Raw genomic sequence first — 22,960 nt, 5'->3', positions numbered from 1 at the left:
CCGAGCCCCAGGTCAGCCACGGCCGGACCGGTGTGGCCGTCTTCGCCGACGACTTCCAGACCATCCGGCCCCTGGCTGAGCGGGACAACACGAACATCGTGCACTGGTCGGAGTTCGACCGGGGCGGCCACTTCGCGGCGCTCGAGGTCCCCGAGCTCCTCGTGGACGACCTGCGGGTCTTCTTCGCCCGGACGGCCTGACCCGGGTCTCTGCGGAGGATGCGTCGCGAGAACCGCGACGCGTCCTCCGCAGAGCCTGCGCGGGCGCAGGCTGAGGTGGCGCCGGGGCAGCGGGTCCGTGACCGGTGGTCGGACGCGCGGTGACCGAGGTGAACACTCGCCGAACGGTTGCCGAAAACCACCTCTGACCAGGCCATTCGTCCCGAGAGAGCCCCTACGTTGGCCGTCGTCCGCTTCCCCCGACCGAGAGCGAGCGATGTCCACGCCAGCCCTCGCCGCCGCCGCGCCCGCCCTGGGTGCCCCGGCGACCGCAGCACCCTCCCGCGCACGACGCGCGGCCCGCCCGGCCCTGCGCCCGGGCCAGCGCCGCCGTCGTCGGCGCGACGCCCTGACGTTCCTGGCCCTCGCCGGGCCGAACATCGCGCTGCTGCTCGTCTTCGTCTACCGGCCGCTCGCCGAGAGCCTGTACCTGTCCACGCTCCAGTGGAACCTCGGTTCCCCCGTCGCGCGGCTCGTCGGGCTCGAGAACTACCGCGAGCTGTTCACCGCCCCGGACGCCGCCCAGGTCTTCACGACGACGGGCGTCTTCACCGTCACCACCGTGGGCCTGTCGCTCGCGGGTGGCCTCGGCCTGGCGCTGGTGCTGAACCGGCGGCTGCCCGGGCGCTCGCTCGCCCGCACGGTGACGTTCGCGCCGTACGTGCTGTCGGGCTTCGCCGTCGGCATCCTGTGGCTGTTCATCTTCGACCCGCGCTACGGCCTGATGTCGGCGCTGCTCGGGTTCTTCGACGTCGCCTCGCCGCAGTGGTACACCGCCCAGCCGTGGCCGCTGGTCATGCTGGTCGTGGTCTACGTCTGGAAGAACGTCGGCTACGTCGCGCTCATCTACCTGGCCGGCCTGCAGGCCGTCCCGCAGGACCTGCGCGACGCCGCCGCACTCGACGGCGCGACGCCCGCCCGGACGTTCCGCTCGGTCGTCCTGCCGCTCCTCGGCCCGACGACGTTCTTCCTGCTCGTGACGATGCTGCTGGCCTCGATGCAGTCGTTCGACCTCATCAAGGCGATGACCAAGGGCGGCCCCCTCGGCAGCACCACGACGCTGATGTACCAGGTCTACACCGACGGGTTCGTCGACGGCCGGGCCGGGTACGCGTCGGCCGGGGCCACGGTCCTCTTCCTCATCCTGCTGGCCGTCACGGCGATCCAGCTGCGCGTCATCGAGCGGAAGGTCCACTACTCGTGAGCATCCAGGCCGCCCCCCGCCCCGTGCCCGACGGCGTCGTCGTGCCGCCCGCTGCCGGCACCGTCCCCGGCGCGCCCGGGTCGCCCGACGCCGTCGGGCGCGGTACCTCGCCCGAGCCCGCCCCGCGCGGGGGCCGGTCCGGGGACGCGCCCGCCCGTCGCGGGGAGCGCCGGCGGCGCCCCGGTCCGCGCCGGCCGCGCCGCGCCGGCGCCCTGGGCCTCGACGTCGCCGCGTGGGTGACGATGATCGGCGCGACCGTCGTCATCGGCGCACCGCTGCTGTGGATGGTCCTGGCGAGCCTGAAGGACCACTCCGAGCTGTACCTGCTCCCGCTGCAGTGGCTGCCCGCCAGCCCCGACCTCGGCAGCTACGCGGAGGCCGCCGGCACCATCCCGCTCGGGCGCCTGCTGGCCAACAGCGTCGGCCTGACCCTGGCGGGTGCGGGGTTGAAGGTGCTGCTCGGCCTGGCCTGCGCGTACGCGCTCGTGTTCATCGAGGTGCGGTTCCGGCGCGCGGCGTTCGTGGTGGTGGTCGCGGCGCTGATGATCCCGTCGCAGATCACGATCATCCCCAACTACGTGCTGGTCGCCGACCTGGGCTGGCTGAACACCTACCAGGGGATCCTCGTGCCGGGCCTGGCCAGCGCGTTCGGCACGTTCCTGTTCCGCCAGCACTTCCGCACCCTGCCGGCGTCGATCCTCGAGGCCGCCGCGCTCGACGGCGCCGGCCACTGGCGGCGGCTGTGGCGGTTCGTCGTGCCGCTGTCCGGGCCGACCATCTCCGCCGTCGCGCTCGTCGCCGTGGTGACCGAGTGGAACGACTACCTGTGGCCGTTCCTGGTGACCGAGGACCCGGACAAGATGACGCTCCCGGTCGGCCTGACGCTGCTGCAGAACATCGACGGGATGAACAACTGGGGCGTGCTGCTCGCCGCGACGGTCGTCGTGACCCTGCCGATCCTGCTGGTCTTCCTCGTCCTCCAGCGCCGGCTCGTCGCCGGCCTCACCGCGGGCGCCGTCACCGGCTGACCCGGCCAGACCCCCTGCCCGACGGCGCCGCCCGGCGTCGTCCGACCCTGCCTGCCCGGTCACCAACCAAGGAGAAGAGAGACACGTGACCCACCACCGCACCACCCGCCGCGCCCTCGCCGGGCCGGCCGCGCTCGTCGCGCTCGGCACCCTGGCGCTCGCCGCGTGCAGCGGGCCGAGCGTCGCCCCCGAGACGGACACCGTCGGCGCGACCACCGGCACCGACGCGGCCGACGGCGGCGTCGACTGGTCGCAGGTCGAGCCCGCCTCGGAGATCACCTGGTGGAGCAACCACCCGGGCGCCTCCAAGGAGGTCGAGGAGGAGCTGATCCGCCGCTTCGAGGAGGCGAACCCGGGGATCTCGGTCAACCTCGTCACCGCGGGTGCCAACTACGACGAGATCGCCCAGCGCTTCCAGGCCGCCTCGCAGTCCGGCGACCTGCCCGACCTCGTCATCTCGAGCGACGTCTGGTGGTTCCGTTACCACCTGAACGACCAGATCATGCCCGTGGACGACGTGTTCGAGCACCTGGGCGTCGACACCGAGGACTACGTCCCCGCGCTCTACGGCGACTACGAGTACGACGGCCAGCACTGGGCCGCCCCCTACGCCCGGTCGACGCCGCTCTTCTACTACAACAAGGACATGTGGGCGGCCGCCGGCCTGCCCGACCGCGGCCCGGAGACGTGGGCCGAGTTCGCGCAGTGGACGGACGCGCTGCGCACGCAGCTGCCCGCCGACGGCGCCCCGTTCGGCCTGAGCCTCGGCACGTCGTGGTCGGCCTGGTGGTTCGAGAACATGATCTGGGGCCAGGGCGGTCAGTACTCCGACGGCTTCGACATGACGCTCGGCACGGACGAGGCGCTCGCCGCGGGCGAGTTCGTCTCCGACCTGTTCCACACCTCGGGCCTCGCGACGGTGTCCACGGACAGCGCGGCGGACTTCGCGGCCGGCGTCATCGGCTCGACGATCGGCTCGACGGGCTCGCTCAAGGGCATCCTCGACGCCGCGACGTTCGAGGTCGGCACCGCGTACCTGCCCGACGGCCCGGCGGGTGGCGGCGTGCCGACCGGCGGCACCGGCCTGGCGATCCCGTCGTCGCGCAGCCCCGAGCAGCAGCTCGCGGCGGCGATGTTCCTCGCCTTCATCACCGACACCGAGAACACGGCGTACTTCTCGCAGAACACCGGCTACATGCCGGTGCGCACCTCGGCCGTCGAGTCGGACGCGATGAAGGCCGTGTACGCCGCGACGCCGCAGTTCCGCACCGCCGTCGACCAGCTCGGCGAGAAGGCGCGCTCGCAGGACTACGTGCGCGTGTTCGTGCCGGGCGCCGACCAGATCCTCACGACCGCGATCGAGCAGATCGCGCTCGAGGACATGGACCCGGCGACCGCGTTCGAGCAGGCGACGTCCGCCATCGAGGTCGCCTACCGCGAGAACGTGGAGCCCTACCTGTGAAGGTGATCGCCCATCGCGGGAACTCCTGGGTCGCCCCGGAGAACACCCTCGCGGCGTTCGAGGCGGCGTGGCGGGCGGGCGCGGACAGCATCGAGCTGGATGTGCACCTGACCGCCGACCGTGAGGTCGTCGTGATCCACGACGACACCGTGGACGCCACCACCGACGGGTCCGGCGCCGTCGGCGAGCTCGCGCTCGCCGACGTCCGGGCCCTGGACGCCGGCGCGTGGTTCGGGACCGGGTTCGCCGGTCAGCGGGTGCCCACCTTCGCGGAGGTGCTCGCCTTCCTCGGCGAGCGGGCCGGCATCGAGCTGCTGCTCGAGCTGAAGGGCTCCTGGTCCGCCGACGACGTCCGCCTGGTCACCGAGCCGCTCGCCGCCGCGGGCCTGACGGACCGCGTCATCGGGCAGAGCTTCTGGCCCGGGACGGTGGCGGCGCTGGGGGAGGTGGCGCCCGAGCTCCGGCGAGGGCTCCTGGTCCTGGAGACGGCTGCGGCGCTCGCGGACGTCCCCGCGGACCTGCGTGCCCTGCTGCCGGAGGCGCCGACCACGGCCGCGCTCGTGGACCTGTGCCGCGAGCTCGGCGTCGTGACGTGCAACCCGTACGGGCCGCTCCTGGCCCGGCAGCCGGACCTGGTCCCGGCGCTGCACGCCGCGGGCCTGCAGGTCATGGTGTGGACGCTCGACGAGGAGGCGGACTGGGCGGCAGCCCGGGAGGCGACCGTCGACGCGGTCATCACCAACCGCCCGGACCGCCTGGCGGGCTGGCTGGCCACGACCGCCGCGGCGCCCCGCGAGTCGGCCGCGGCCTGACGCTGACGCTGTGCGGAAGGTTCCCGCGGAATGCGCGGCGAACCTTCCGCACAGCGGGCGTTGCGGCCGGGCTCCGGTGGCCGACGCGCGGGGGCGCACGTAGCGTCGAAGGCCCCTGCGTGGAATGGAGGCGAGCATGGCGAGGCTCATCCGAGGCATGGTGAAGTCGGCGGTCGTGGCGAAGGCGTTCCAGATCGTCAAGCGTCAGCTGGAGAAGCCCGAGAACCAGCGCCGCATCAAGGATCTCGTCAACCGTGCGACGACGCGCGGCGCCCAGCTCGCCAAGCCCGGCCGGGCTGCTGCCTGACCAGGGCGTTCCGCGGAGGAGCCGTCGCGGAAAGTGCGAGGAATCCTCCGCAGAGCCGTGTCAGGCGCGACCGTCGCGGCCCGACGCGCGGACGGCGCGCCAGGCGCCCGTCGACCAGAGCGCCCAGACCACCAGGACCGGCTGAAAGAGCAGGCGCACAGCGCGGGCGGTGTCGGAGGTCAGGCCGAACGCGTCCGTCCCGGTGACGTACTGGGAGATGTTCCCGGGGAAGATCGCGACGAAGAACGCCGCGGCCACCCACCCCACCAGCGGCCGGTGCCGGCGCGGCGTGAGCAGCAGGGCGAGCCCGAGCAGCACCTCGACGACGCCGGAGCCGATGACCACGAGGTCCTTGTCCACCGGGACCCAGTCCGGGACCTGCGCCTGGAACTCCGCGCGCGCGAAGGTCAGGTGGCCGGCGCCCGCGCCGGCGAGGAACGTGCCCAGGGCGAGGCGGCCGAGGGTGCGTGCGGTCATCGGGACTCCTTCGACCATGGTGTGCTCCTGGGGAACGACCGTGGGCGCCGCCGCGATTCCCGCAAATGCATGGCCCCGGGGCGGCAGGGGTGATCATGCTGGGGACTCGTGACCATCACCCTGCGCCCTGAGCGGCCGTCCGACCACCGCGCCGTCGAGCTCCTCACCCGGGAGGCCTTCTGGGGCACGGAGATGCCCCGGTGCATGGAGCACCTGCTGGTGCGACGGCTGCGCGGGGCGGCGTCGTTCATCCCCGAGCTGGACTACGTCGCGGAGGTGGACGGCGAGGTCGTCGGGAACGTCATGTGGTCGCGCGCGAGCGTGGTCGAGCAGACGCCCGACGGCGAGGTCACCCGCGACGTGCTGACGTTCGGGCCGCTCAGCGTGCTGCCCGCCTGCCAGGCGTCCGGCGTCGGCTCGGCGCTCATGCGGCACACGCTCGCCGAGGCGGCCCGGCTCGGGCACCGCGCCGTCGTCGTCTACGGGCACCCGGACTACTACCCGCGCTTCGGCTTCGTGCGTGCCGCCGACGTGGGCATCACCGCGCCGGGGGGCGCGACGTTCGACGGGCTGATGGCGCTCGCGCTCGTCCCCGGCGGGCTCGACGGCGTCCGCGGCGAGGTCCACGAGGATCCGGTGTTCAGTGTGGACGCCGCCGACGCAGAGGCGTTCGACCTCGCCGAGTTCCCGCCCAAGGAGCCCGCGACCCTCACCCCGCTCGACGTCTTCGAGGGGCACCTGCCGCCCTCCGCCGTCGACGGTCTGCGCGCGGCCGGCATCCCGAACATGCAGATGGCGCGGCGCATGAGTGCCGCGGAGGCCGCACGGATCCCCGGGGTCGGGGCGGAAGGGGCGGCGGCGCTCGCGACGTTCTTCCGGGCCCGGGGGATCCGCTGGGGCACCGCCTGACTGAGGCGTCCGACGTCGCCGGGCCGCCCGGGCGAGGCAGCGCGCCCCCGTCCCGCCACCCCCACGTGGAGCACGGCGGCGCCACCGTGCTCCACGTGGGGCGATCGGCCGCCACCGTGCTCCACTTGACGGGGGGCCGGGTGGGAGTGGGTTACGCGTGGATGGTCGTGCCGCTCTCGCCGCGCATCGCGAGCGGCGCCTTCTCCAGGGAGCAGATGACGGCCCGACGCCCGGGCCCGCTCGCCGCGAAGGCCATCGCCGCCTGGACCTTCGGCAGCATCGAGCCGGCGCCCAGCTGCCCCTCGTCGACGAGCCGCTGCGCCTCGGCCAGGTCGAGGTGCTCGAGGTCCCGCTGGGCGGGGGTGCCGAAGTCGACGGCCACCCGGTCCACCGCGGTGAGGATGAACAGGTAGTCCGCCCCCACCGCCTCGGCCAGCGCCGCGGACGCGAAGTCCTTGTCGATGACCGCCGCGACCCCGCGGTGGTCGCCGCCCTCGGTGCGCACCACCGGGATCCCGCCGCCGCCGCACGCGACCACGATGAACTCGTGGTCCAGCAGGTTGAGGATCGAGTCCTTCTCGACGATCCGCACCGGTCGCGGTGAGGCGACGACCTGCCGCCACCCGCGACCGGAGTCCTCGACCATCCGCAGCTCGGGGTCCGCGGCCATCATCGACCGAGCGGTGGCCTCGTCGTAGAAGCCGCCGATCGGCTTGGTCGGGTGCGCGAACGCCGGGTCGTCCGGGTCGACCTCCACCTGCGTGACCACGGACGCGACGTGCCACGGCATGCCCACCCGGCGCAGCTCGCGGGCGATGCCCTGCTGCAGGTGGTAGCCGATGTAGCCCTGGCTCATGGCCGTGCACTCGGGCAGGTCCATGGGCCGGACCCGGTCGGTGTGCTCGGCGGCGGTGGCGAAGGCGAGGCTGATGGCCCCGACCTGCGGACCGTTCCCGTGGGACACGATGATCTCGTGCCCCTGGGCGATGAGGCCGACGAGCGCGGGCGCGGCCGCGTCGATGCGCGCCCGCTGCTCGGCGGCGGTGTCCCCGAGGGCGTTGCCCCCGAGGGCGATGACGATGCGCGACATCGCTCAGAGGATCCCGGCGAGCAGCGCGTCGAGCTCGGCCTTCGCCGCCGCGACCTTGTGCGGGTTCGCCGGCTCGGGCCGCAGGAAGTAGACGAGCAGCGCGCGCTGGGCGGTCAGGCGGTTGCCGGCCTCCTCGAACGCCAGCGAGGAGTCGGAGTCGAGCACCTCGTCGGTGACCTCCTCGCCGCGCGTCGCGGGCAGGCAGTGCAGGAACTGCGCGCCCGGGCCGGCGGCGGCCATCAGCTCGGCGTTCACCTGGTAGGTGGGCATGAAGACGGCGAGCCGCTCGGCCTCGCCCAGCTCGGCCTCGTAGTCGCCGTACCAGACGTCGGTGTAGACGAAGTCGGCGCCCTCGATCGCGGAGCGGTCGTCGGTGACGGTGATGCTGCCGCCGGAGACGGCGCAGTTCGCCCGGCCGATCTCCTGCATCTCGGGCTTGAGCTGGAAGCCGGCGGGGCCGTACTGGACGAAGTCCATGCCCATCTTGGTGGTGATCATCATGAGCGAGGCGCACACCTGCGTGGCGTCGCCGACGAAGACGACCTTGCAGTCCTCCAGGCGCTTCCCGGCGGGCAGGTTCTCGACCATCGTGATGAGGTCGCCGATCTCCTGCGTCGGGTGGTTGTAGTCCGACATGCCGTTGATGACGGGGATCGTGGCGTGCTCGGCGAAGCCGGCCACCGTGTGGTGCCGGGCGACGCGGGCCATGACGATGTCGACGAGCTTCGAGAGCACCCGGGCGGTGTCCTCCATCGTCTCGTGGCCGCCGAGCTGGATCTGGCCCGGGGCGAGGTACTGCGCGTGCCCGCCGAGCTGCGTCATCGCCGTCTCGAAGGAGACGCGGGTACGAGTGGAGGACTGCTCGAAGATCATGCCGAGCGTCCGGCCGGCGAGCAGCGGCGGGACGTAGCCGACCTGCACGCACTTCTTGAGCGTGATGCCGAGGTGGACGATGTCGAGCAGCTCGGCCTTGGTGAAGTCCTGGGTGTCGATGAAGTGGCGGACGGCCATGGTGGGCTCCTGGGTGTCGGGGCTGCGCGCAGCCGGATGGGCAGTGCAGTCGATGGGCATGACGCAGTCGCCGGACCGCGGATCGCGGTGCGACTGCTTCGTGGATGGGGGTGTGCTGGTGTGGGAGGGACCCCCGCCCGCCGCTCAGGGGGTGACTGGCGGGCGGGGGCCCCGGCTCAGGGCCGGCTCAGCCGGGCGCTGACGCGGTTCAGCGGCCGGAGGGCTGCTGCTGGGTGATGCAGTGGATGTTGCCGCCGCCCAGGAGGATCTCCCGGCCGGGCAGCGTGACGATGCGGCGCGGCGCGAACAGCTCGGTGTAGGCGGCGACCGCGGCGTCGTCGTGCGCGTCGTCGAACACCGGCAGCACCACGACGTCGTTGCCGATGTAGGAGTTCACGTACGAGCCGGCGAGCCGGTCGCCCTCCTCGCGGGGCAGGGTCCCCTCGATGCTGTCGACGCCGGCCGCCTCCTCGGCGGTGATGAAGATCGGCCCGGGCTGGTGGATCTTCACGACCTCGAACGCGCGGCCCTTGGCGTCGCGCGTCGCCTCGAGCACCTTCAGGGCGGCGAGCGACCGCTCGTACTGCGGGTCGGCCGCGTCGTCGGTCCAGGTGAGCATGACGACGCCGGGGCGCACGAACCGGCAGAAGTTGTCGACGTGCCCGTTGGTCTCGTCGAGGTACACGCCGTACGGCAGCCAGACGACGACCTCGGCCCCGAGGTAGTCGCGCAGGTGCTGGGTGATCTCGTCCTTGCTGAGGTCCGGGTTGCGGCCCTCCGAGAGCAGGCACTCCTCGGTGACGAGCACCGTGCCCTCGCCGTCGACGTCGATCGAGCCGCCCTCGAGGACGAGCGGCGCCTTGTAGCGCGCCACGCCCTCGATCTCGCACACCTTCCGCGCGACGGCGTCGTCGGCCGCCCACGGGAAGTAGAGGCCGTCGACCAGGCCGCCCCAGGCGTTGAAGTCCCAGTCCACGCCGCGCACGTCGCCGGCGTCGTTCACGACGAACGTGGGGCCGATGTCGCGCATCCACGAGTCGTCGTTGGACATCTCGACCACGCGGACGTGGTCGGGGAGCTGGGACCGGGCGTTGTCGAACTGCCGCGCCGAGACGGCGACCGTGACCTGCTCGGTCTCGGCGATCGCCGTCGCGACGTCGGTGAACGCGGCCTGCGCCGGCTTGGCGCCGAGCCGCCAGTTGTCGGGGCGCTCGGGCCAGACCAGCCAGCAGCCGGTGTGGTGCGCCCACTCGGCCGGCATGCGGTAGCCGTCGGCCGCGGGGGTCGAGTCGATCGTGTGGACCATGGTGAGACCACCTTTCGTGTGGGGTACGCGTCGGGCCGCAGGTGCCGGGTCCGCGCGTCGGGCAGGGGCGTGGTGCCGTCAGTCGGCGAACTGCTGGGCGGTCTCCGGGTCCTCGCCGCGCTCGAGGGCGCGCTCGCGCGTCCACTGCGGGGCTTTGAAGCAGAACCACTCCTGGATGACCACGGCGATCGCGAGGCCGATCAGGATCGAGCCCGTGACCGACCACGAGAAGTCGTAGGGGTTGACCACGAAGAAGACCGCGGCGGCCGCGAGCAGGATGGTCGGGACCCAGGTGATGACAACGGTCCAGGCCTTGCCGCCGGGCACGCGGTAGGGGCGTGCGCGGTCGGGGTCGATGCCGCGGAGCTTGCGGAACGCCAGCATCATCACGATGTACGGCAGCAGGAAGATCACCGACGAGAACGCGAACAGGTTCCAGAAGACGTCGTCGATCGCACCGTCGGTCAGGGAGAACAGGGCCGCGTAGCCGACGGTGAAGACGGTGCCGACGACCGAGGTGAGCATCGCGGCGCCGGTCGGGGTGCCACGGCGGGGGTGCCGGCGGGCGAACACCTTGGGCAGGTCGCCCTGCTGCGCGGACTCCGCGGCGGCCAGGTTGGCGCCGATCGTCCACGGGACCAGGCAGGCGAAGAAGCAGAACAGCGCGCCGACGCCGAGGACCGTGACCAGGACGTTCGCGGCCGTGGAGTCGCCGAAGCCGAGCTGGAGGGCGTCGATGAGGCCGGTCGTCTCGGAGATCTCGTCGGCCGGGAAGATGAGCTGCATGCCGACGGTGGCGATGAGGTAGAAGCCACCGATGAGCGCGCCCGCGATGAGGATGGTGCGCGGGACGTCGCGCTTCGGGTTCTCCATCTGCGTGGAGGCCGAGGACATGAGCTCGAAGCCGAGGAAGTTGTAGATGATGATCGGCAGCGCGGCGGCCAGGGCCGGCATGGTGTCGGTCGGGATGAGCTCGCCGATGCTCCAGTCGGTCGCGGAGCCGTTGCCCGCGGCGTACATGCCGCCCGCGACGGCGAGGGCCGCGATGACGGCGAGCGTGATGCCGGCGCCGAGGTTCGACACCCACGTGCCGGTCTCGAGGCTGCGCACGTTGACCCAGTAGTTCACCCAGATGAGCACCACGGTGATGGCGATCTGCACCCAGAAGTTGAGCTCGCCGTCGAAGAACATCGACGAGATCGCGCCCGAGAACATCAGGTACACGCTCGGCACCCAGAGGCCGACGTTGATCCAGTACCACCACGACACGCGCGTGCCCCAGCGGTTGCCGAACGCACGGACCACCCAGGCGTAGATGCCGCCGGCGTCCGGGTAGGCGGAGCCGAGCTCGGCGGTGACCAGGCCGTAGGGCACGAAGAACGCGACGATGATCAGCAGGGTCCAGAAGATCGCCGTCGGCCCGACGGATGCGGTGACCGTGAGCTGGGACAGCAGCAGCATGGCCGCCACGGAGAACAGCACCATGTCGAACATGCGGAAGGCGGGGCGGGCGGTCGTGCCGCCGGGGGCGGGTTCGACCGCAGGGGTATCGGTCTGAGCGGCCATCGGTGCTCCTTTGCGTGAGCCGCTGGTGGGGGATCGTGCGCGAAGCGTTGCGCCCGTCGGGATGCCGCCCGCATCTCGTTTGTACGAACGTACAACTTCGTATGTACAAACGTACAAGTGGGCCTCAGGTGTCCAAGGGACCTACGTCCCCGGCGCCCTCGCGGGGCGGGTGACCTCCGTCACCCCGGCGCCGGCGCCCCTCAGGCCGGCGCGGCCCCCGGCGGGCACAGCCGCTCGACGACGACGCGCAGCCGCGACGTGAGGTCCCGCACCTCGAGCTCGCCGTTCGACACCGCCTCGAGCATGAGCCCGTCCACCAGGCACGCCACGATCTGCACCACCTGGTCCCGCGGCAGGGCGCCGTCGCTCGGCGGCAGCACCCGGTCCACCAGCGAGCCGATCATCTCCGACCACGCGCGGGTCACCGGGCGCAGCGCGTCGTTGCGCGTCGCCTCCATGAACATCTCGAAGAGCGCCAGGTCGTACAGCGGGTCTGCGGTCGTCTTGTCGAAGAACATCTCCGTGAGCAGCGCGACCGACCGGTCGAGGTCGATCGGCCCCTCGACGGCGTCCACGATGGCCGCGAGCCGGTCCGACTCCGCCGCCCGCGCGTGCGCCATCGTCTGCAGCAGCAGGTCGTCCCGGTCGGTGAAGTAGTACGTCGTCGAGCCCAGGGGCACGTCGGCCGCGCGCGCGACCGCGCGGTGCGTGACGCCGTCGGCGCCGCCCGTGCCGAAGACCCGCACCGCCGCGTCGAGGATCCGCTCGCGCTTGCGCTGGCCGCTCGTGGTCGTCGCGCGCTCGCGCGGCCGGCGGGTGCCCCGCGCGGGCAGCTCGTTCGCCCCGGCCATGGTTCCCCTCTCGCTCGGCCCGACGGTGCACGGTACCGCCGCCACCTGGTGGCACCCGTGGGTCGGACGGCCGCCCGCGCCGCGCTCGCGAGCGTGGCGCAGGCCGCGCGGGTCAGCCGCAGGCGTCGCAGACGCCCGTCGCCGGGAGGACGGTGAAGCACGTCGGGCAGATGGCCGGCGGGCGTTCTTCGCGGGAGGGGGTGCGCGTCGTCGTCTTGGCGGCCGACGCGCGGGGCGCCCGGGGTGCGCGGGGGGCGCGCGTCGCGGAAGGGGCCGCGACCGCGCGTCGGGCCGACGCCGGCTCGGTCACCTCGAAGCCGCGCTTGCTGAGCAGGCCCGTGGCCTGCAGGTCGCCGTGGAACTCGTCCTGCCGGGCGAGCCGGCCGGTCGCGAACTTGTGTGCGACGCCGAGGACCGCCCGCGCGTCGTAGGTGCGGCCCTCGTGCGTGAGCGTGCCGACCCCGGGCTCGAAGCCGTACAGGTCGAGGAATTCCTCGGCGCCGCGGGCGTCGTGCTCCGCGAGGGCCGCGAGGACGTGCTGCCGGGTCACTGAGGAGAAGGTCGCCACGTCGGTCGAGCCTACGACCCGCGGCTACTATGCACCGTAGTAGTCGGCCGAAACCGGCCTGGCGAGAGGAGCTGGCGTGGAGCTGATGACCCCGCTCGTGCCCGCGGTCACCGAGCCGCGGCGGACGCTCGACGCGGTCCGCACCGCGCTGCGCTCGTGGACCCGCCGGCAGGTGGTCGCGGCAGCCCTCTTCTCCGTCGCGTTCGCCGTGCTCATCGGCGTGCCCACGGTGCTCATCCCGAACCCGGTCTTCGGGCGCGAGATCCCGGTCGTCGCGTGGAACTACCCGGTCTGGATCGCGACGTCCGTGCTCGCGGGCATGCTCGCGGCGACCTACGTGCGTGCGCGCCAGGCGGCGCCGGCCGAGCCGGCCGACGCCGACGCCGAGGCGCCCGTCGACGCGCCGAGCCGCCTGGCCGTCGCGGGCGGCGTGCTCGCGTGGTTCGCGGTCGGCTGCCCGGTCTGCAACAAGATCGCGCTCCTGGCGCTCGGCTACTCCGGCGCCCTGACCTGGTTCGCGCCGATGCAGCCCTACCTCGCCGCGGTCGCGCTGCTCATGACGGCGGGCGCGCTGGTCTTCCGGCTCCGCGGCCAGGTGTTCTGCCCGACGCCGGTAGCGCGCCGTGCCTGACGCCTTCCCCCGGCTCGGCACCCTCGAGCACCAGGTCATGGACGCCCTGTGGGACTGCCCCGACGAGCTGTGCGCCCGCCGGGTCCTCGAGCGGCTCGCCGAGCGCGAGCTCGCCTACACCACCGTCGCCACGGTGCTGACGAACCTCGCCCGCAAGGGCATGGTCGACCGGGTCCCGGGGGCTCGCTCGTGGTCCTACCGGCCGACGATGTCGCGGACCGAGTACGTCGCGGGCTGCATGGTCCAGTCGCTGCTCGCGGCCGAGGACCGCGCCGCGGCGCTCGCGGGGCTCGTCGAGCGCCTCGAGCCCCGCGAGCGTGCCGCCCTGCGCGCGGCGCTGGACCGCGCGTCGGTCGGCTGACGGCGCGGCTCAGTCGCGCGGTCCGCTCAGCCACCCATCCAGGGGCAGCTGAGCGACGCCGGGTCGACCTCGACCAGCGAGCTCACCGACGCGTCCGGCCCGACGGCCGCGAGGACCGGGACCGTGTCCCCGGTGGAGCCGGCGGGATCGGCCCAGACGACGACGCCGTCCGTCCCGTCGCACGACTCGACGTAGGCGGGTGCGCCGCCCGGTGCGGTGGTCGCGACGGCGTCGAGCACGGTCCAGGTGGGGGTGCCGTCGGCGAGCGGACCCGCGGTGCGCAGCAGGAGCACCAGGGCGGCGGTGGCGGGCTGGGGCGTGGGCCCCGGCGGCACCGAGGCCGAGACGGAGTAGCCGCAGACGTCCCCCGACCCGCCGTCGAAGCACGCGCCCAGCGTGGTCGTCAGCTCGAGCGGGGCGCCGCCCACGACGGTGTGCCAGCTGCCGTCGGCGGCCTGCTCGTCGTGCACCACCTGGCCGATGAGCGTCGCCGGGTCCGGGAAGCCGGGCGGGAGGGCGTCGACGGTGGGTTCGACCTCGGGGGTCTCGGTGGGCGTCGCGTCCGGCGTCGGGGGAGCGTCCTTGGTGGAGGTCGGCTCGGGGGTCGCGGGGGCGCTCGGCTCCGTCTGCTGCTCCTTGGAGCAGCCGGTGAGCCCGCCGAGGAGGACCAGCGCGGCCATGATCAGGATGCGCGGCTTCGTCGCCATGTCGGTCCCTCCACGAGAGGCTGCCCCGACCACCAGCCTAGTGATCGAGGACCGGGCGACGCAGGGTGAGTTCGACCGCCTACGAGGCGTCGCCGACGGCGAGGTCGAAGACGACGAACGTCTCCGCGTTGGCCACGATGAGCTCGGCGAGCGGGACGTGGGAGGGGTGCGGCAGGTACGCGTCGCGGGCCGCCGCGTCGGCGAAGCGCACGTGGAGCGCGTAGTCGTAGCCCTGCTCGAGGTTCTCGACGCTGACGCTGGGCCCGTGCGCCACCTCCAGCACGCCGGGGATGGTCTCGCGCACCACGCGGGCGGCGGCGTCGAACCGCGCCACGACGTCGGGCGCCGCGGTGGCCGCCCAGCGCACCAGCACCACGTGGATGATCTGCGCCGACATCTCGCTCCCCGTTCCGCTCGCTCCTCGGGGGGACCCTATGCCCGACGGCGCCGCCACGACCGACGGGTTACCGTCGGGCCATGCCCACCCTGAACGACGGAACGACCCTGCCCGACGTCGGCTTCGGCACCTACCCGCTGCGCGGGGCGGAGGGGACCGCGGCCGTGCTGAGCGCCCTCGACCTCGGCTACCGGCTCATCGACACGGCCGTGAACTACGGCAACGAGGACACCGTCGGCCGGGCGATCGCCCAGTCGCCGGTGCCGCGCGAGGACGTCGTCGTGACGACGAAGCTGCCGGGCCGTGACCACGGCTTCGACGAGACGCTGGCGTCGTTCGACCGGTCGGTCGCGGCGCTCGGCCTCGACGTCGTCGACCTCTACCTCATCCACTGGCCGAACCCGAGCGTCGGGAAGTACGTCGACGCCTACCGCGCGATGGTGCGGCTGCAGACCGAGGGCCGGGTGCGGTCCGTCGGGGTCTCCAACTTCACCGCCGAGCACCTGACGCGCGTGGCCGACGCGACCGGCGTCGTACCCGCCGTGAACCAGGTGGAGCTGCACCCGTTCTTCCCGCAGGTCGAGCTGCGCGCGTTCCACGCCGAGCACGGGATCGTCACCGAGTCGTGGAGCCCGCTCGGCAAGCGCGCGCCGGTGCGCGAGACGGCGCCCGTCGTCGCGGCGGCCCGGGCGCACGGCGTGACGCCCGCGCAGGTGGTGCTGCGCTGGCACCTGCAGCTCGGTGCGGTGCCCATCCCGAAGTCCGCCGACCCGGGGCGCCAGCGCGAGAACCTCGACCTGGCGGGGTTCGCGCTGACGGCCGAGGAGGTCGCGGCGATCACCGCGCTCGGCCGGCCCGACGGGCGTCTCTTCGGCGGCGACCCGAACACCCACGAGGAGATGTAGCGCGGCGCCCCGCGGGTCGCCCGGATCGTGAAGCGTTTCTTCCGTCCCGCGGAAGCAACGCTTCACGATGACGCGGCGCGGGCGCGGCGGGCTGCCCGGGCGCGCGTCAGGCGTGGTGCGGCGGGTGCTCGTAGGTGACGTGCTCGGCCTGCTCGAGGACGTTGCGGACCATGGCCGAGACGTGGCCGTTCGCGTGCCGGTAGTAGACGGTGACGCCGTCGCGCCGCGTCTGGACCAGGCGGCCCGTCCGGAGCTTCGCCAGGTGCTGCGACACCGCGGGGCCGGGCCGGCCGAGCTCGTCGGCGATCATGCCGACGGACAGCTCCCGGTCGTGGAGGAGGCGGAGGATCGAGAGCCGCGTCGGGTCGGCGAGCAGGCGCAGGATCTCGACCGCCGTGTCCAGGTCGGTGCCCGGGTCGGGCGCGCGGTCGGGCGTCTCGAGGGCCACGGGCCTCACCCTGTCACGCCGCTGGGTGTCCGGGGAGGCGTGGCGGTGCGGGGCCACAAGGCCGCGGTCGCGGCGACGGCGAGCGCGGCGAGGACCGCGAGCGCCAGGGCTGCTCCGGGTAGCCCCAGCCACCCCAGCCACCCGGCCAGCGGGTACGTGACGAGCCAGCACGCGTGCGACAGCGAGAACTGCGCGGCGAAGACGGCGGGCCGGTCGGCCTCCGCGGTGGAGCGGGTGATGATCCGCCCGACGGGCGTCTCGGCCGCGGCCCACCCGGCGCCGACCAGCGCGAACAGCGCCCCCACCAGCACCAGCCCGCCGACGCCGGGCACGGCCAGGGCGGCCGCGACCGCGCCCGTGGCCAGGGTCAGGAGCGCGGCACCGCCGAGCATCAGCGGCCGCTCAGGGAGCGCCTCGAGCGCGCGCGGGAGCAGGACGGCCACGGTGATCGACCCGGCGCCGAGCGCGGCCAGCAGGAGCGCGGCGGTGCCGTCGCCGCCGTCGAACACCGTGCGCGCGACGACGACGTACTGGACCAGCACGTAGGCGCCGCCGGCCGCGAGGGCGAGGTTGAGCGCGAGGACGGGCCGCAGCGCGGGGGTGTGCACCATGAGGTCGACGCCGCGCCGGACGCGGACCCGGAACGGTTGGGCCTCGCCGTCGACCTCCACGGGTGCCCGGCCGAGCGTCGTGCGCACGACCAGGGCGGCGGAGATCGCGAAGCCCGCCGCGGTGCCCACGAACAGGCCGGAGCTCGGGACCGCGAGCAGCAGCAGCGCCGCGAGCAGCGGCGACAGGAGCATCTCCAGGTCCTCGGCCAGTCGCGAGAGCGAGAGTGCCTGGGTGTAGGGGCGCTCGTCGGGCAGGACGCGCGGCAGCACGCCCTGGTAGGTGGGCGTGTGGACGGCGGAGGCTGCCTGCAGCACCAGGACCAGCACGTAGATCTGCCAGGTGGCCGTCACGAAGGGCAGCCCGAGCATGACGACGACGCGCACGAGGTCCGCGGTCACCAGCACCACCCGGGGCGGCGCGGCGTGCACGACGGCGGCCGCCACCGGCGCGACCGCGACGTAGGCGACCATCTTGATCGCGAAGACCGTGCCGAGGACGAGGGCGGCGTCGTCGCCGGCGAGGTCGTAGGCCAGCAGGCCGAGCGCGACGGTCGCGAGGCCCGTGCCGGCCAGCGAGATCGCCTGGGCGGTGAACAGCCGACGGTACGTCCGGTCGGCGAGGGCGCTCAGCACCAGGTAATTCTTGCATGTCTGCGCGAGTATGCAGATATGGGGTTCAGGGGAACGCCGGCGTCCCGGAAAGCCTGAGCGGCTCACAGCATCCGCACAAGGAAAGGGCCCGCGCGCGCCACGGACCTCGTGCACGATGGGGGGACTCAGGACGGCGGCAGCGGAGGGGGCCACGTGGCGCGCAGGGCTGGTGGGGCCGGCGGCGCGGTCGGTGTTGCGCTCCTCGCGCTGGTGACGGGGTGTGGCGGCCAGGAGCCGGAGCCGCCGCCGACGGCCGTCGAGCCGGGGCCGGCCGAGGTGTACCTCGAGGCCGGGACGGGGTACTCGTCGGACGACGCGCCCGAGCTGACCATGCAGATGGAGGAGCTCGTCGCCGCCTGCATGTCGGAGCAGGGCTTCGACTACGTCCCGTACGTCGAGGGCTACGTCATGATCGACGAGGCGGCGATCGACCCGCCGCCCGGCAGCAGGGCGTTCGCCGAGCAGTTCGGCTACGGGTTCGCCGCCGCCCCCGAGGGCATGCGCTCCGAGTCGCCGGGCCGCAGTCCCAACGACGCGATCATGGCCGCCATGAGCCCCGAGGCGCTCGACTCCTACGTCCGGGCGCTGTGGGGCGACGACGCCGGTGAGGGGGCGTCCGACGGGGACGCGGAGCTCGGGGGCTGCTTCCGCGCCGCGCGGAACGAGGTCTTCGGCGACCGCGAGACCGATCACGTGCGCGCCGGCCTCGAGGACGAGATCGCGCGGATCGACGCCGAGGTCGCGCCGACGGACCCAGCCGTGATGGCGGCGGCCGCGGAGTGGTCGGAGTGCATGGCCGACGCCGGACACCCCGGCTACGCCTCGCCGCCCGACGCCGAGCAGGCGGCCTGGGCCGCGTGGCTCGCCTTCAACGACGGCATCGCCGCGGACCCGACGCTCGGCGAGGTGGGCCCCGACGGCGGGATCGCCGGCGAGGGCGACCTGGCGACCCGCGAGGCGTCGCTGGCGACCGCGGACTGGGACTGCCGCGCCGACACCGACTACGACGCCGCCTGGGGCGCCGCGCGCGACCGGCTCCAGCAGGAGTACGTCGACGCCCACCGGGCGGAGCTCGACGCCTGGGTGGAGCAGGTCTCCTAGAACCCGGCCGACGACGAAGGGCCCGCCACCCACGTCACCGCAGGTCACGGGCCCTTCTTCCGGCGGAGGATGGGGGATTCGAACCCCCGAGGGTGTTACCCCAACACGCTTTCCAAGCGTGCGCCATAGGCCACTAGGCGAATCCTCCCGGCCGCACGATGGTAGCCGACTCGAGCTGCTCGGCAGCACCGGGTGCGGGTCGGGCTCTCGGGCCGACGGTCTGCGAGCTCTGCGGAGGATCCGTCGCGGTTTTCGCGAACGATCCTCCGCAGAGCGACCCGAGCGGCCCGGTAGGGCGACCCGAGCGGCCCGGTCCGAGCGTCGGGGGCCCGCCGGGGAGGGTTGCCTCCCCTCGCCCGAATCCGCCGGACATCTGCGCCCGGTTTTCCTCACAGCGCCCAGATCGCTTCCGATTCCATGATCGGCGGGGGCGCGCTCACCCCCACGCGCGCCCGGGACGAGGAGGCGCGACGATGCGGCGAGCAGTGGTGCGACCGACGGCAGTACGCAAGGTGACCCGCAAGGTGACCGGGTTAGTCGCAGCCGCCACGGTCCTGGCCCTCGCGGGCGTGCTGCCGGCCACGGCCGGCGCCGGCCTCGTGGCCACCGCGCCGACCACCGCGCTCGTCGTGCAGGGCACGACGACCGCGCTGACGGGGATGGGCGTGACCGGCGCGGCCGCCGAGGACACGCTCGCGGTCACGGTCGCGACGAGCCGCGGGACCGTGCAGGTCGACACCGTCTCGACCGGCGTCGCGCTCGCCTACAACAACCTGGCCTCGGGCGCCTCCGTGAGCTTCACGGGCAAGCCCGCGCAGGTCAACGCCGCGCTCGCCACGACGACGCTGACCGCGCCCGCCGGTTCGCAGGGCCAGTCCGCGACGGTCACGGTGACCGCCTACCAGCAGCAGGCCGGCATCGTGTTCGGTCCCGCCACGGGCCACTTCTACGAGTTCGTCCCTGCCGCGAAGATCGGCTGGGACACCGCGAGGACCGCCGCGGCGGGCCGGGACTTCCTCGAGAGGCCGGGCTACCTCGTGACGATCACGAGCAGCGCCGAGAACGCCATCGTCACCAGCCGCATCCCGCAGGCCAAGAACGTGTGGATCGGCGCCAAGGCGACCGGTCCGGTCGGCGGCTACGCGCGCGAGTGGCGCTGGGACACGGGTCCAGAGGCCGGGACCGTGATCGCGCGGTGCACCCAGCTGCTCGGCGTGTGCGACTTCGCGCCCGGCGGGTCCTACGGGAACTGGGCGTCGGGCGAGCCGAACAACCAGGACGACGCGAGCGGGGGCGAGTGGGTCGCCGTGACGAACTGGAACAGCTTCGACGGCCTCTGGAACGACCTGGCCGCGTCGAACACCACTGACATCACCGGCTACGTCGTGGAGTACGGCGACGCCGAGCCGTTCGTCGGCATCGCCACCGCGTCGTCGACGATCGCGATCGCCGGCCTCCCGGGCAGCCCGACGGGCGTCTCCGCCACCACGGGCCCCGAGCAGGCCACGGTCTCGTTCACCGCGCCCGCGTCCGACGGCGGCGCCGCCGTCACCTCCTACACCGTCACCGCGTCGCCTGGCGGCGCGTCGACCACGTGCGCGTCCAGCCCCTGCGCCGTCACCGGTCTGACCGCCTGGACGTCCTACACGTTCACCGTGACGGCGACCAACGCCGTCGGCGCCGGAGCGGCCTCCGCGCCGAGCGCCGCCGTGACGGTGGAGCCGATCCCGTACCCGCCGAGCTACCCCTACGGCCCGTGGGGCCAGCCGATGGTGGGGCAGCCGTTCACCGAGCAGGTGACCGCGACGGGCTTCCCCGCCCCGACGTTCGCCGTGACGGCCGGTGCCCTGCCGGCGGGCCTCGTCCTGGCCGCGGACGGCACCATCTCGGGCACCCCGACGACGCCGGGGCCCTGGTCCGCGCAGATCACCGCGACCAACACGGAGGGTTCGACGGCCTCGCCCGTGTCGGGTCACGTCGGCCAGGCGCCGACGGCGATCACCGGCTCGATCGGCACCCTGCCGCTGGGCACAGCCGCCTCGCTCGAGCTCGACGCCGACGGCTACCCCGTGCCCACCTGGTCGGTCACGGCCGGCGCGCTCCCGGAGGGCCTCGCCCTCGCCGCCGCCGACGGCGCGATCACGGGCACCCCGACGGCGGTGGGCCCCTACTCGGTCACGGTGCGGGCGACCAACGCGTACGGCGCGATCGCCACCACCCTCACCGGCTGGGTCTCCTCGCCGCCCGAGCTGATCGCCGGCACGACGCCGCAGCTCCTCGCCGGCGTCCCGGCGTCCGTCACCTACACGGTCGACGGCTACCCCCCGCCCACGTTCGCCGTCACGGCGGGCGCCCTGCCCTCGGGCATGACCCTCTCGTCCGCCGGGGTGCTCAGCGGGACGCCCTCCGCCGTCGGCCCGTGGTCAGCGACCATCACCGCGACGAACGACCGCGGCTCGGTGGACCGCACCATCGGCGGCCACGTCGGCGACCCGCCGTCGGCCGTCTCGGGCGCCCTGTCCGGCCTGGTCTGGGGCACCCCCGTGACCGCGCTCGTCAGCGCGACCGGCTACCCGGCCCCGACGTTCGCCGTGACCGCCGGCGCACTGCCCGCGGGGCTCGACCTCGACCCCGTGACCGGTGCGATCACCGGGACCCCGACGTCGGCGGACGCCTACTCGGTGACGATCACCGCGAGCAACGCCCACGGCGCGCGGTCGACGACCCTCACGGGCGCCGTCGCGCCGATCCGGCCCACCGCCCCGACTGGCCTCCTCGCGACGTCGGGCGATGGCGAGGCAGCCCTCACCTTCCAGGTGCCCGCGAGCGACGGCGGTGCGCCCGTCACCGGCTACCAGGTGCGGGTCGGCGACGGCCCCTGGCAGGCGCTGACGACGACGAGGGACGGCGCGACCGCGACCGGCACGGTGTTCGGGCTGGTCAACGGCGACACGGTCGACGTCGCGGTGCGGGCGGTGAACGCCGCCGGTCCGAGCCCGGCCAGCGGGACGGCCACCGTGACGCCCGTCGCGCCCCCGCCGATGCCCGTCGCGGCGCCGACGGGCATCGCCGGCGTCTCCTCGGTGACCCTCACCTGGGACGCGTCGACCGAGCGCGACGTCTCCGGGTACACGGTGACGTCGGACGGTCGGGTCGTCTGCGAGGTCCCCGCGGGCACCACCACCTGCCTGGTGGGCGCGGTCGCGGGCGAGGCGGTGACGTTCCAGGTGGTCACCCACAGCCGCTGGGGCGACTCGGCGCCGTCGGCGTCGTCGGTGCCCGTGGTGCCGAGCGCACCCCCCGTTCCGCCGGCCCCGCCCACCGCGGCGCCCGCGACGCTCACGACGACGGATGGGCCCCTCTCCTCGGTGGTCTCAGGGCAGACGATCACGGTGCTCGGCACCGGGTTCGTGCCCTTCTCGACGGCCGTCGTGGTCGTCTACTCGGAGCCGCGGGTGCTCGGCACGGCGCTCACCGACGAGGACGGCGCGTTCTCGCTGACCGTCACGGTGCCGACCGACCTCGCGCCCGGCGAGCACACCTTCGTCGCGCTCGGGACGGACCCCTCGGGTGCGCCGTACGCGATGCGCCTGCCCGTGACGCTCCCCGCCGCCGCGACGGCGGTCGCGGACACCGGTGCCGGAGCGGCGGGCCCGCTCGCGCTGACCGCGCTGATCCTGGCGCTCGGCGGGGTCGTGCTGCTCCGGGCGTCGAGGGGAGGTCCCCGGCGGTCGTCGGTAGCCTGACGCCCGTGACGACGATCCTGCCCTTCGAGGGCCGCGCCCCCGAGGTCCACGAGACCGCCTGGCTCGCGCCCAACGCCGCGCTCATCGGCAAGGTCCGCGTCCAGGCCGACGCGAGCGTCTGGTTCGGCGCGGTCCTGCGCGGCGACATCGACGAGATCGTGCTGGGCCCGGGCTCGAACCTGCAGGACAACGTCGTGGTGCACACCGAGCTCGGCTCGCCCGCGATCGTCGGCGCGAACGTCAGTGTCGGGCACGGCGCGATCGTGCACGGCTGCACCATCGAGGACGGCTGCCTCATCGGCATGAACGCCACGGTGCTCACGGGCGCCGTCGTTGGCCGGGACTCGCTGGTCGCGGGGGGCGCCGTCGTGCTCGAGGGCGCGGTCATCCCGCCGCGCTCGCTGGTCGCGGGTGTGCCCGGCAAGGTGCGCCGCGAGCTGACCGACGACGAGGTCGCCGCCCTGCACGGCAACTCCGCCCGCTACGTGACGCGCGCGAAGGTGTACGCCGCCGAGGCCGCCGCCCGCGCGGACGGCTGACGGGCGTTCGCCGGGTTCCTCCCGAGAGGTCCCCCCGGGCGAGGGCGTCACATC

24 protein-coding genes and 1 tRNA gene are annotated in these 22,960 nt (G+C 73.7%); 13 read left to right on the top strand and 12 right to left on the bottom strand.

Annotated features, from left to right (window positions below; translation table 11 throughout):
- The first annotated feature begins 32 nt into the window (after positions 1-32).
- From AFE02nite_RS17940 to AFE02nite_RS17485, 6 genes are all read left to right on the top strand, one after another.
- Positions 33-200 (top strand): hypothetical protein, encoded by a 168-nt coding sequence (locus tag AFE02nite_RS17940; RefSeq protein WP_307726054.1) that lies wholly within the window; start codon positions 33-35, stop codon positions 198-200.
- 235 nt (positions 201-435) lie between these two features.
- Entirely contained in the window at positions 436-1,422 is a 987-nt protein-coding gene (locus AFE02nite_RS14245; protein ID WP_034247646.1) for a carbohydrate ABC transporter permease, read from the top strand.
- A complete protein-coding gene (locus AFE02nite_RS14240; protein WP_307726053.1) occupies positions 1,419-2,450 on the top strand; it encodes a carbohydrate ABC transporter permease in 1,032 nt (343 codons plus the stop codon). Before AFE02nite_RS14245 ends, AFE02nite_RS14240 begins: the two co-directional genes overlap by 4 nt.
- 85 nt (positions 2,451-2,535) lie before the next feature.
- The gene (locus AFE02nite_RS14235) at positions 2,536-3,912 is read left to right on the top strand and encodes an ABC transporter substrate-binding protein (RefSeq protein ID WP_034247140.1); all 1,377 of its coding nucleotides are present in this window, start codon (positions 2,536-2,538) and stop codon (positions 3,910-3,912) included.
- On the top strand, positions 3,909-4,724 hold the full coding sequence (locus AFE02nite_RS14230) for a glycerophosphodiester phosphodiesterase (protein ID WP_034247137.1): 816 nt from the start codon (positions 3,909-3,911) through the stop codon (positions 4,722-4,724). Before AFE02nite_RS14235 ends, AFE02nite_RS14230 begins: the two co-directional genes overlap by 4 nt.
- Positions 4,725-4,860: 136 nt before the next feature.
- The gene (locus AFE02nite_RS17485; protein WP_186814566.1) at positions 4,861-5,031 is read left to right on the top strand and encodes a hypothetical protein; all 171 of its coding nucleotides are present in this window, start codon (positions 4,861-4,863) and stop codon (positions 5,029-5,031) included.
- Between the two features lie 60 nt (positions 5,032-5,091).
- Here the strand turns inward: AFE02nite_RS17485 and AFE02nite_RS14225 are convergent, their stop codons facing one another.
- The gene (locus AFE02nite_RS14225) at positions 5,092-5,508 is read right to left on the bottom strand and encodes a DoxX family protein (RefSeq protein ID WP_222594400.1); all 417 of its coding nucleotides are present in this window, start codon (positions 5,506-5,508) and stop codon (positions 5,092-5,094) included.
- A gap of 108 nt (positions 5,509-5,616) precedes the next feature.
- On the opposite strand from AFE02nite_RS14225, the gene AFE02nite_RS14220 reads away from it, so the two are divergent.
- Complete coding sequence (locus tag AFE02nite_RS14220) at positions 5,617-6,417, top strand: GNAT family N-acetyltransferase (protein ID WP_052113780.1); 801 nt, start codon at positions 5,617-5,619, stop codon at positions 6,415-6,417.
- A gap of 151 nt (positions 6,418-6,568) precedes the next feature.
- On the opposite strand, the gene arcC is transcribed toward AFE02nite_RS14220, so the two are convergent.
- From arcC to AFE02nite_RS14190, 6 genes are all read right to left on the bottom strand, one after another.
- Positions 6,569-7,507: a carbamate kinase gene (gene arcC, locus AFE02nite_RS14215; protein ID WP_034247133.1), complete on the bottom strand. Its 939-nt coding sequence runs from the start codon at positions 7,505-7,507 to the stop codon at positions 6,569-6,571.
- Positions 7,508-7,510: 3 nt separating this feature from the next.
- Complete coding sequence (ptcA, locus tag AFE02nite_RS14210; protein ID WP_034247131.1) at positions 7,511-8,518, bottom strand: putrescine carbamoyltransferase; 1,008 nt, start codon at positions 8,516-8,518, stop codon at positions 7,511-7,513.
- 208 nt (positions 8,519-8,726) lie between these two features.
- Positions 8,727-9,824, bottom strand: coding sequence for an agmatine deiminase (gene aguA / locus AFE02nite_RS14205; RefSeq protein WP_034247129.1), 1,098 nt, complete (start codon positions 9,822-9,824; stop codon positions 8,727-8,729).
- Positions 9,825-9,902: 78 nt separating this feature from the next.
- Positions 9,903-11,390 (bottom strand): APC family permease, encoded by a 1,488-nt coding sequence (locus AFE02nite_RS14200; protein WP_052113779.1) that lies wholly within the window; start codon positions 11,388-11,390, stop codon positions 9,903-9,905.
- A 200-nt stretch (positions 11,391-11,590) separates the two neighbouring features.
- Positions 11,591-12,241 carry a TetR/AcrR family transcriptional regulator gene (locus AFE02nite_RS14195; RefSeq protein WP_146819860.1) on the bottom strand — a complete coding sequence of 217 codons (651 nt, stop codon included), beginning with the start codon at positions 12,239-12,241 and terminating at the stop codon, positions 11,591-11,593.
- A 112-nt stretch (positions 12,242-12,353) separates the two neighbouring features.
- Positions 12,354-12,791: a hypothetical protein gene (locus tag AFE02nite_RS14190; protein WP_261765632.1), complete on the bottom strand. Its 438-nt coding sequence runs from the start codon at positions 12,789-12,791 to the stop codon at positions 12,354-12,356.
- Between the two features lie 103 nt (positions 12,792-12,894).
- Here AFE02nite_RS14190 and AFE02nite_RS14185 point away from each other — a divergent pair, with 103 nt between their 5' ends.
- Complete coding sequence (locus tag AFE02nite_RS14185; protein ID WP_034245178.1) at positions 12,895-13,440, top strand: hypothetical protein; 546 nt, start codon at positions 12,895-12,897, stop codon at positions 13,438-13,440.
- Positions 13,433-13,801: a BlaI/MecI/CopY family transcriptional regulator gene (locus AFE02nite_RS14180; RefSeq protein ID WP_261765630.1), complete on the top strand. Its 369-nt coding sequence runs from the start codon at positions 13,433-13,435 to the stop codon at positions 13,799-13,801. Before AFE02nite_RS14185 ends, AFE02nite_RS14180 begins: the two co-directional genes overlap by 8 nt.
- Before the next feature lie 26 nt (positions 13,802-13,827).
- Here the strand turns inward: AFE02nite_RS14180 and AFE02nite_RS14175 are convergent, their stop codons facing one another.
- Positions 13,828-14,508 (bottom strand): hypothetical protein, encoded by a 681-nt coding sequence (locus AFE02nite_RS14175; protein WP_034245161.1) that lies wholly within the window; start codon positions 14,506-14,508, stop codon positions 13,828-13,830.
- Positions 14,509-14,587: 79 nt separating this feature from the next.
- Positions 14,588-14,905 (bottom strand): Dabb family protein, encoded by a 318-nt coding sequence (locus AFE02nite_RS14170; RefSeq protein WP_034245158.1) that lies wholly within the window; start codon positions 14,903-14,905, stop codon positions 14,588-14,590.
- A gap of 80 nt (positions 14,906-14,985) precedes the next feature.
- Here AFE02nite_RS14170 and AFE02nite_RS14165 point away from each other — a divergent pair, with 80 nt between their 5' ends.
- Positions 14,986-15,810: an aldo/keto reductase gene (locus AFE02nite_RS14165; protein ID WP_034245155.1), complete on the top strand. Its 825-nt coding sequence runs from the start codon at positions 14,986-14,988 to the stop codon at positions 15,808-15,810.
- Between the two features lie 106 nt (positions 15,811-15,916).
- On the opposite strand, the gene AFE02nite_RS14160 is transcribed toward AFE02nite_RS14165, so the two are convergent.
- A complete protein-coding gene (locus tag AFE02nite_RS14160; RefSeq protein WP_034245153.1) occupies positions 15,917-16,258 on the bottom strand; it encodes an ArsR/SmtB family transcription factor in 342 nt (113 codons plus the stop codon).
- Between the two features lie 5 nt (positions 16,259-16,263).
- Positions 16,264-17,502 (bottom strand): MFS transporter, encoded by a 1,239-nt coding sequence (locus tag AFE02nite_RS14155; RefSeq protein ID WP_052113586.1) that lies wholly within the window; start codon positions 17,500-17,502, stop codon positions 16,264-16,266.
- Positions 17,503-17,673: 171 nt separating this feature from the next.
- On the opposite strand from AFE02nite_RS14155, the gene AFE02nite_RS14150 reads away from it, so the two are divergent.
- Positions 17,674-18,621 carry a hypothetical protein gene (locus AFE02nite_RS14150; protein WP_034245151.1) on the top strand — a complete coding sequence of 316 codons (948 nt, stop codon included), beginning with the start codon at positions 17,674-17,676 and terminating at the stop codon, positions 18,619-18,621.
- Positions 18,622-18,684: 63 nt separating this feature from the next.
- On the opposite strand, the gene AFE02nite_RS14145 is transcribed toward AFE02nite_RS14150, so the two are convergent.
- Positions 18,685-18,769, bottom strand: a tRNA-Ser gene (locus AFE02nite_RS14145).
- 376 nt (positions 18,770-19,145) lie between these two features.
- Between AFE02nite_RS14145 and AFE02nite_RS14140 the strand changes: the two genes are divergently transcribed.
- Entirely contained in the window at positions 19,146-22,367 is a 3,222-nt protein-coding gene (locus AFE02nite_RS14140; protein ID WP_146819858.1) for a putative Ig domain-containing protein, read from the top strand.
- Between the two features lie 5 nt (positions 22,368-22,372).
- Positions 22,373-22,906: a gamma carbonic anhydrase family protein gene (locus AFE02nite_RS14135; RefSeq protein WP_034245146.1), complete on the top strand. Its 534-nt coding sequence runs from the start codon at positions 22,373-22,375 to the stop codon at positions 22,904-22,906.
- The last annotated feature ends 54 nt before the right edge of the window (positions 22,907-22,960 follow it).

Source organism: Actinotalea fermentans (genome assembly GCF_007991475.1).
Lineage (GTDB): Bacteria > Actinomycetota > Actinomycetes > Actinomycetales > Cellulomonadaceae > Actinotalea > Actinotalea fermentans.
The sequence above is the reverse complement of the archived record's forward strand: the minus strand, read 5'-3'. Positions and strand labels throughout refer to the sequence as shown.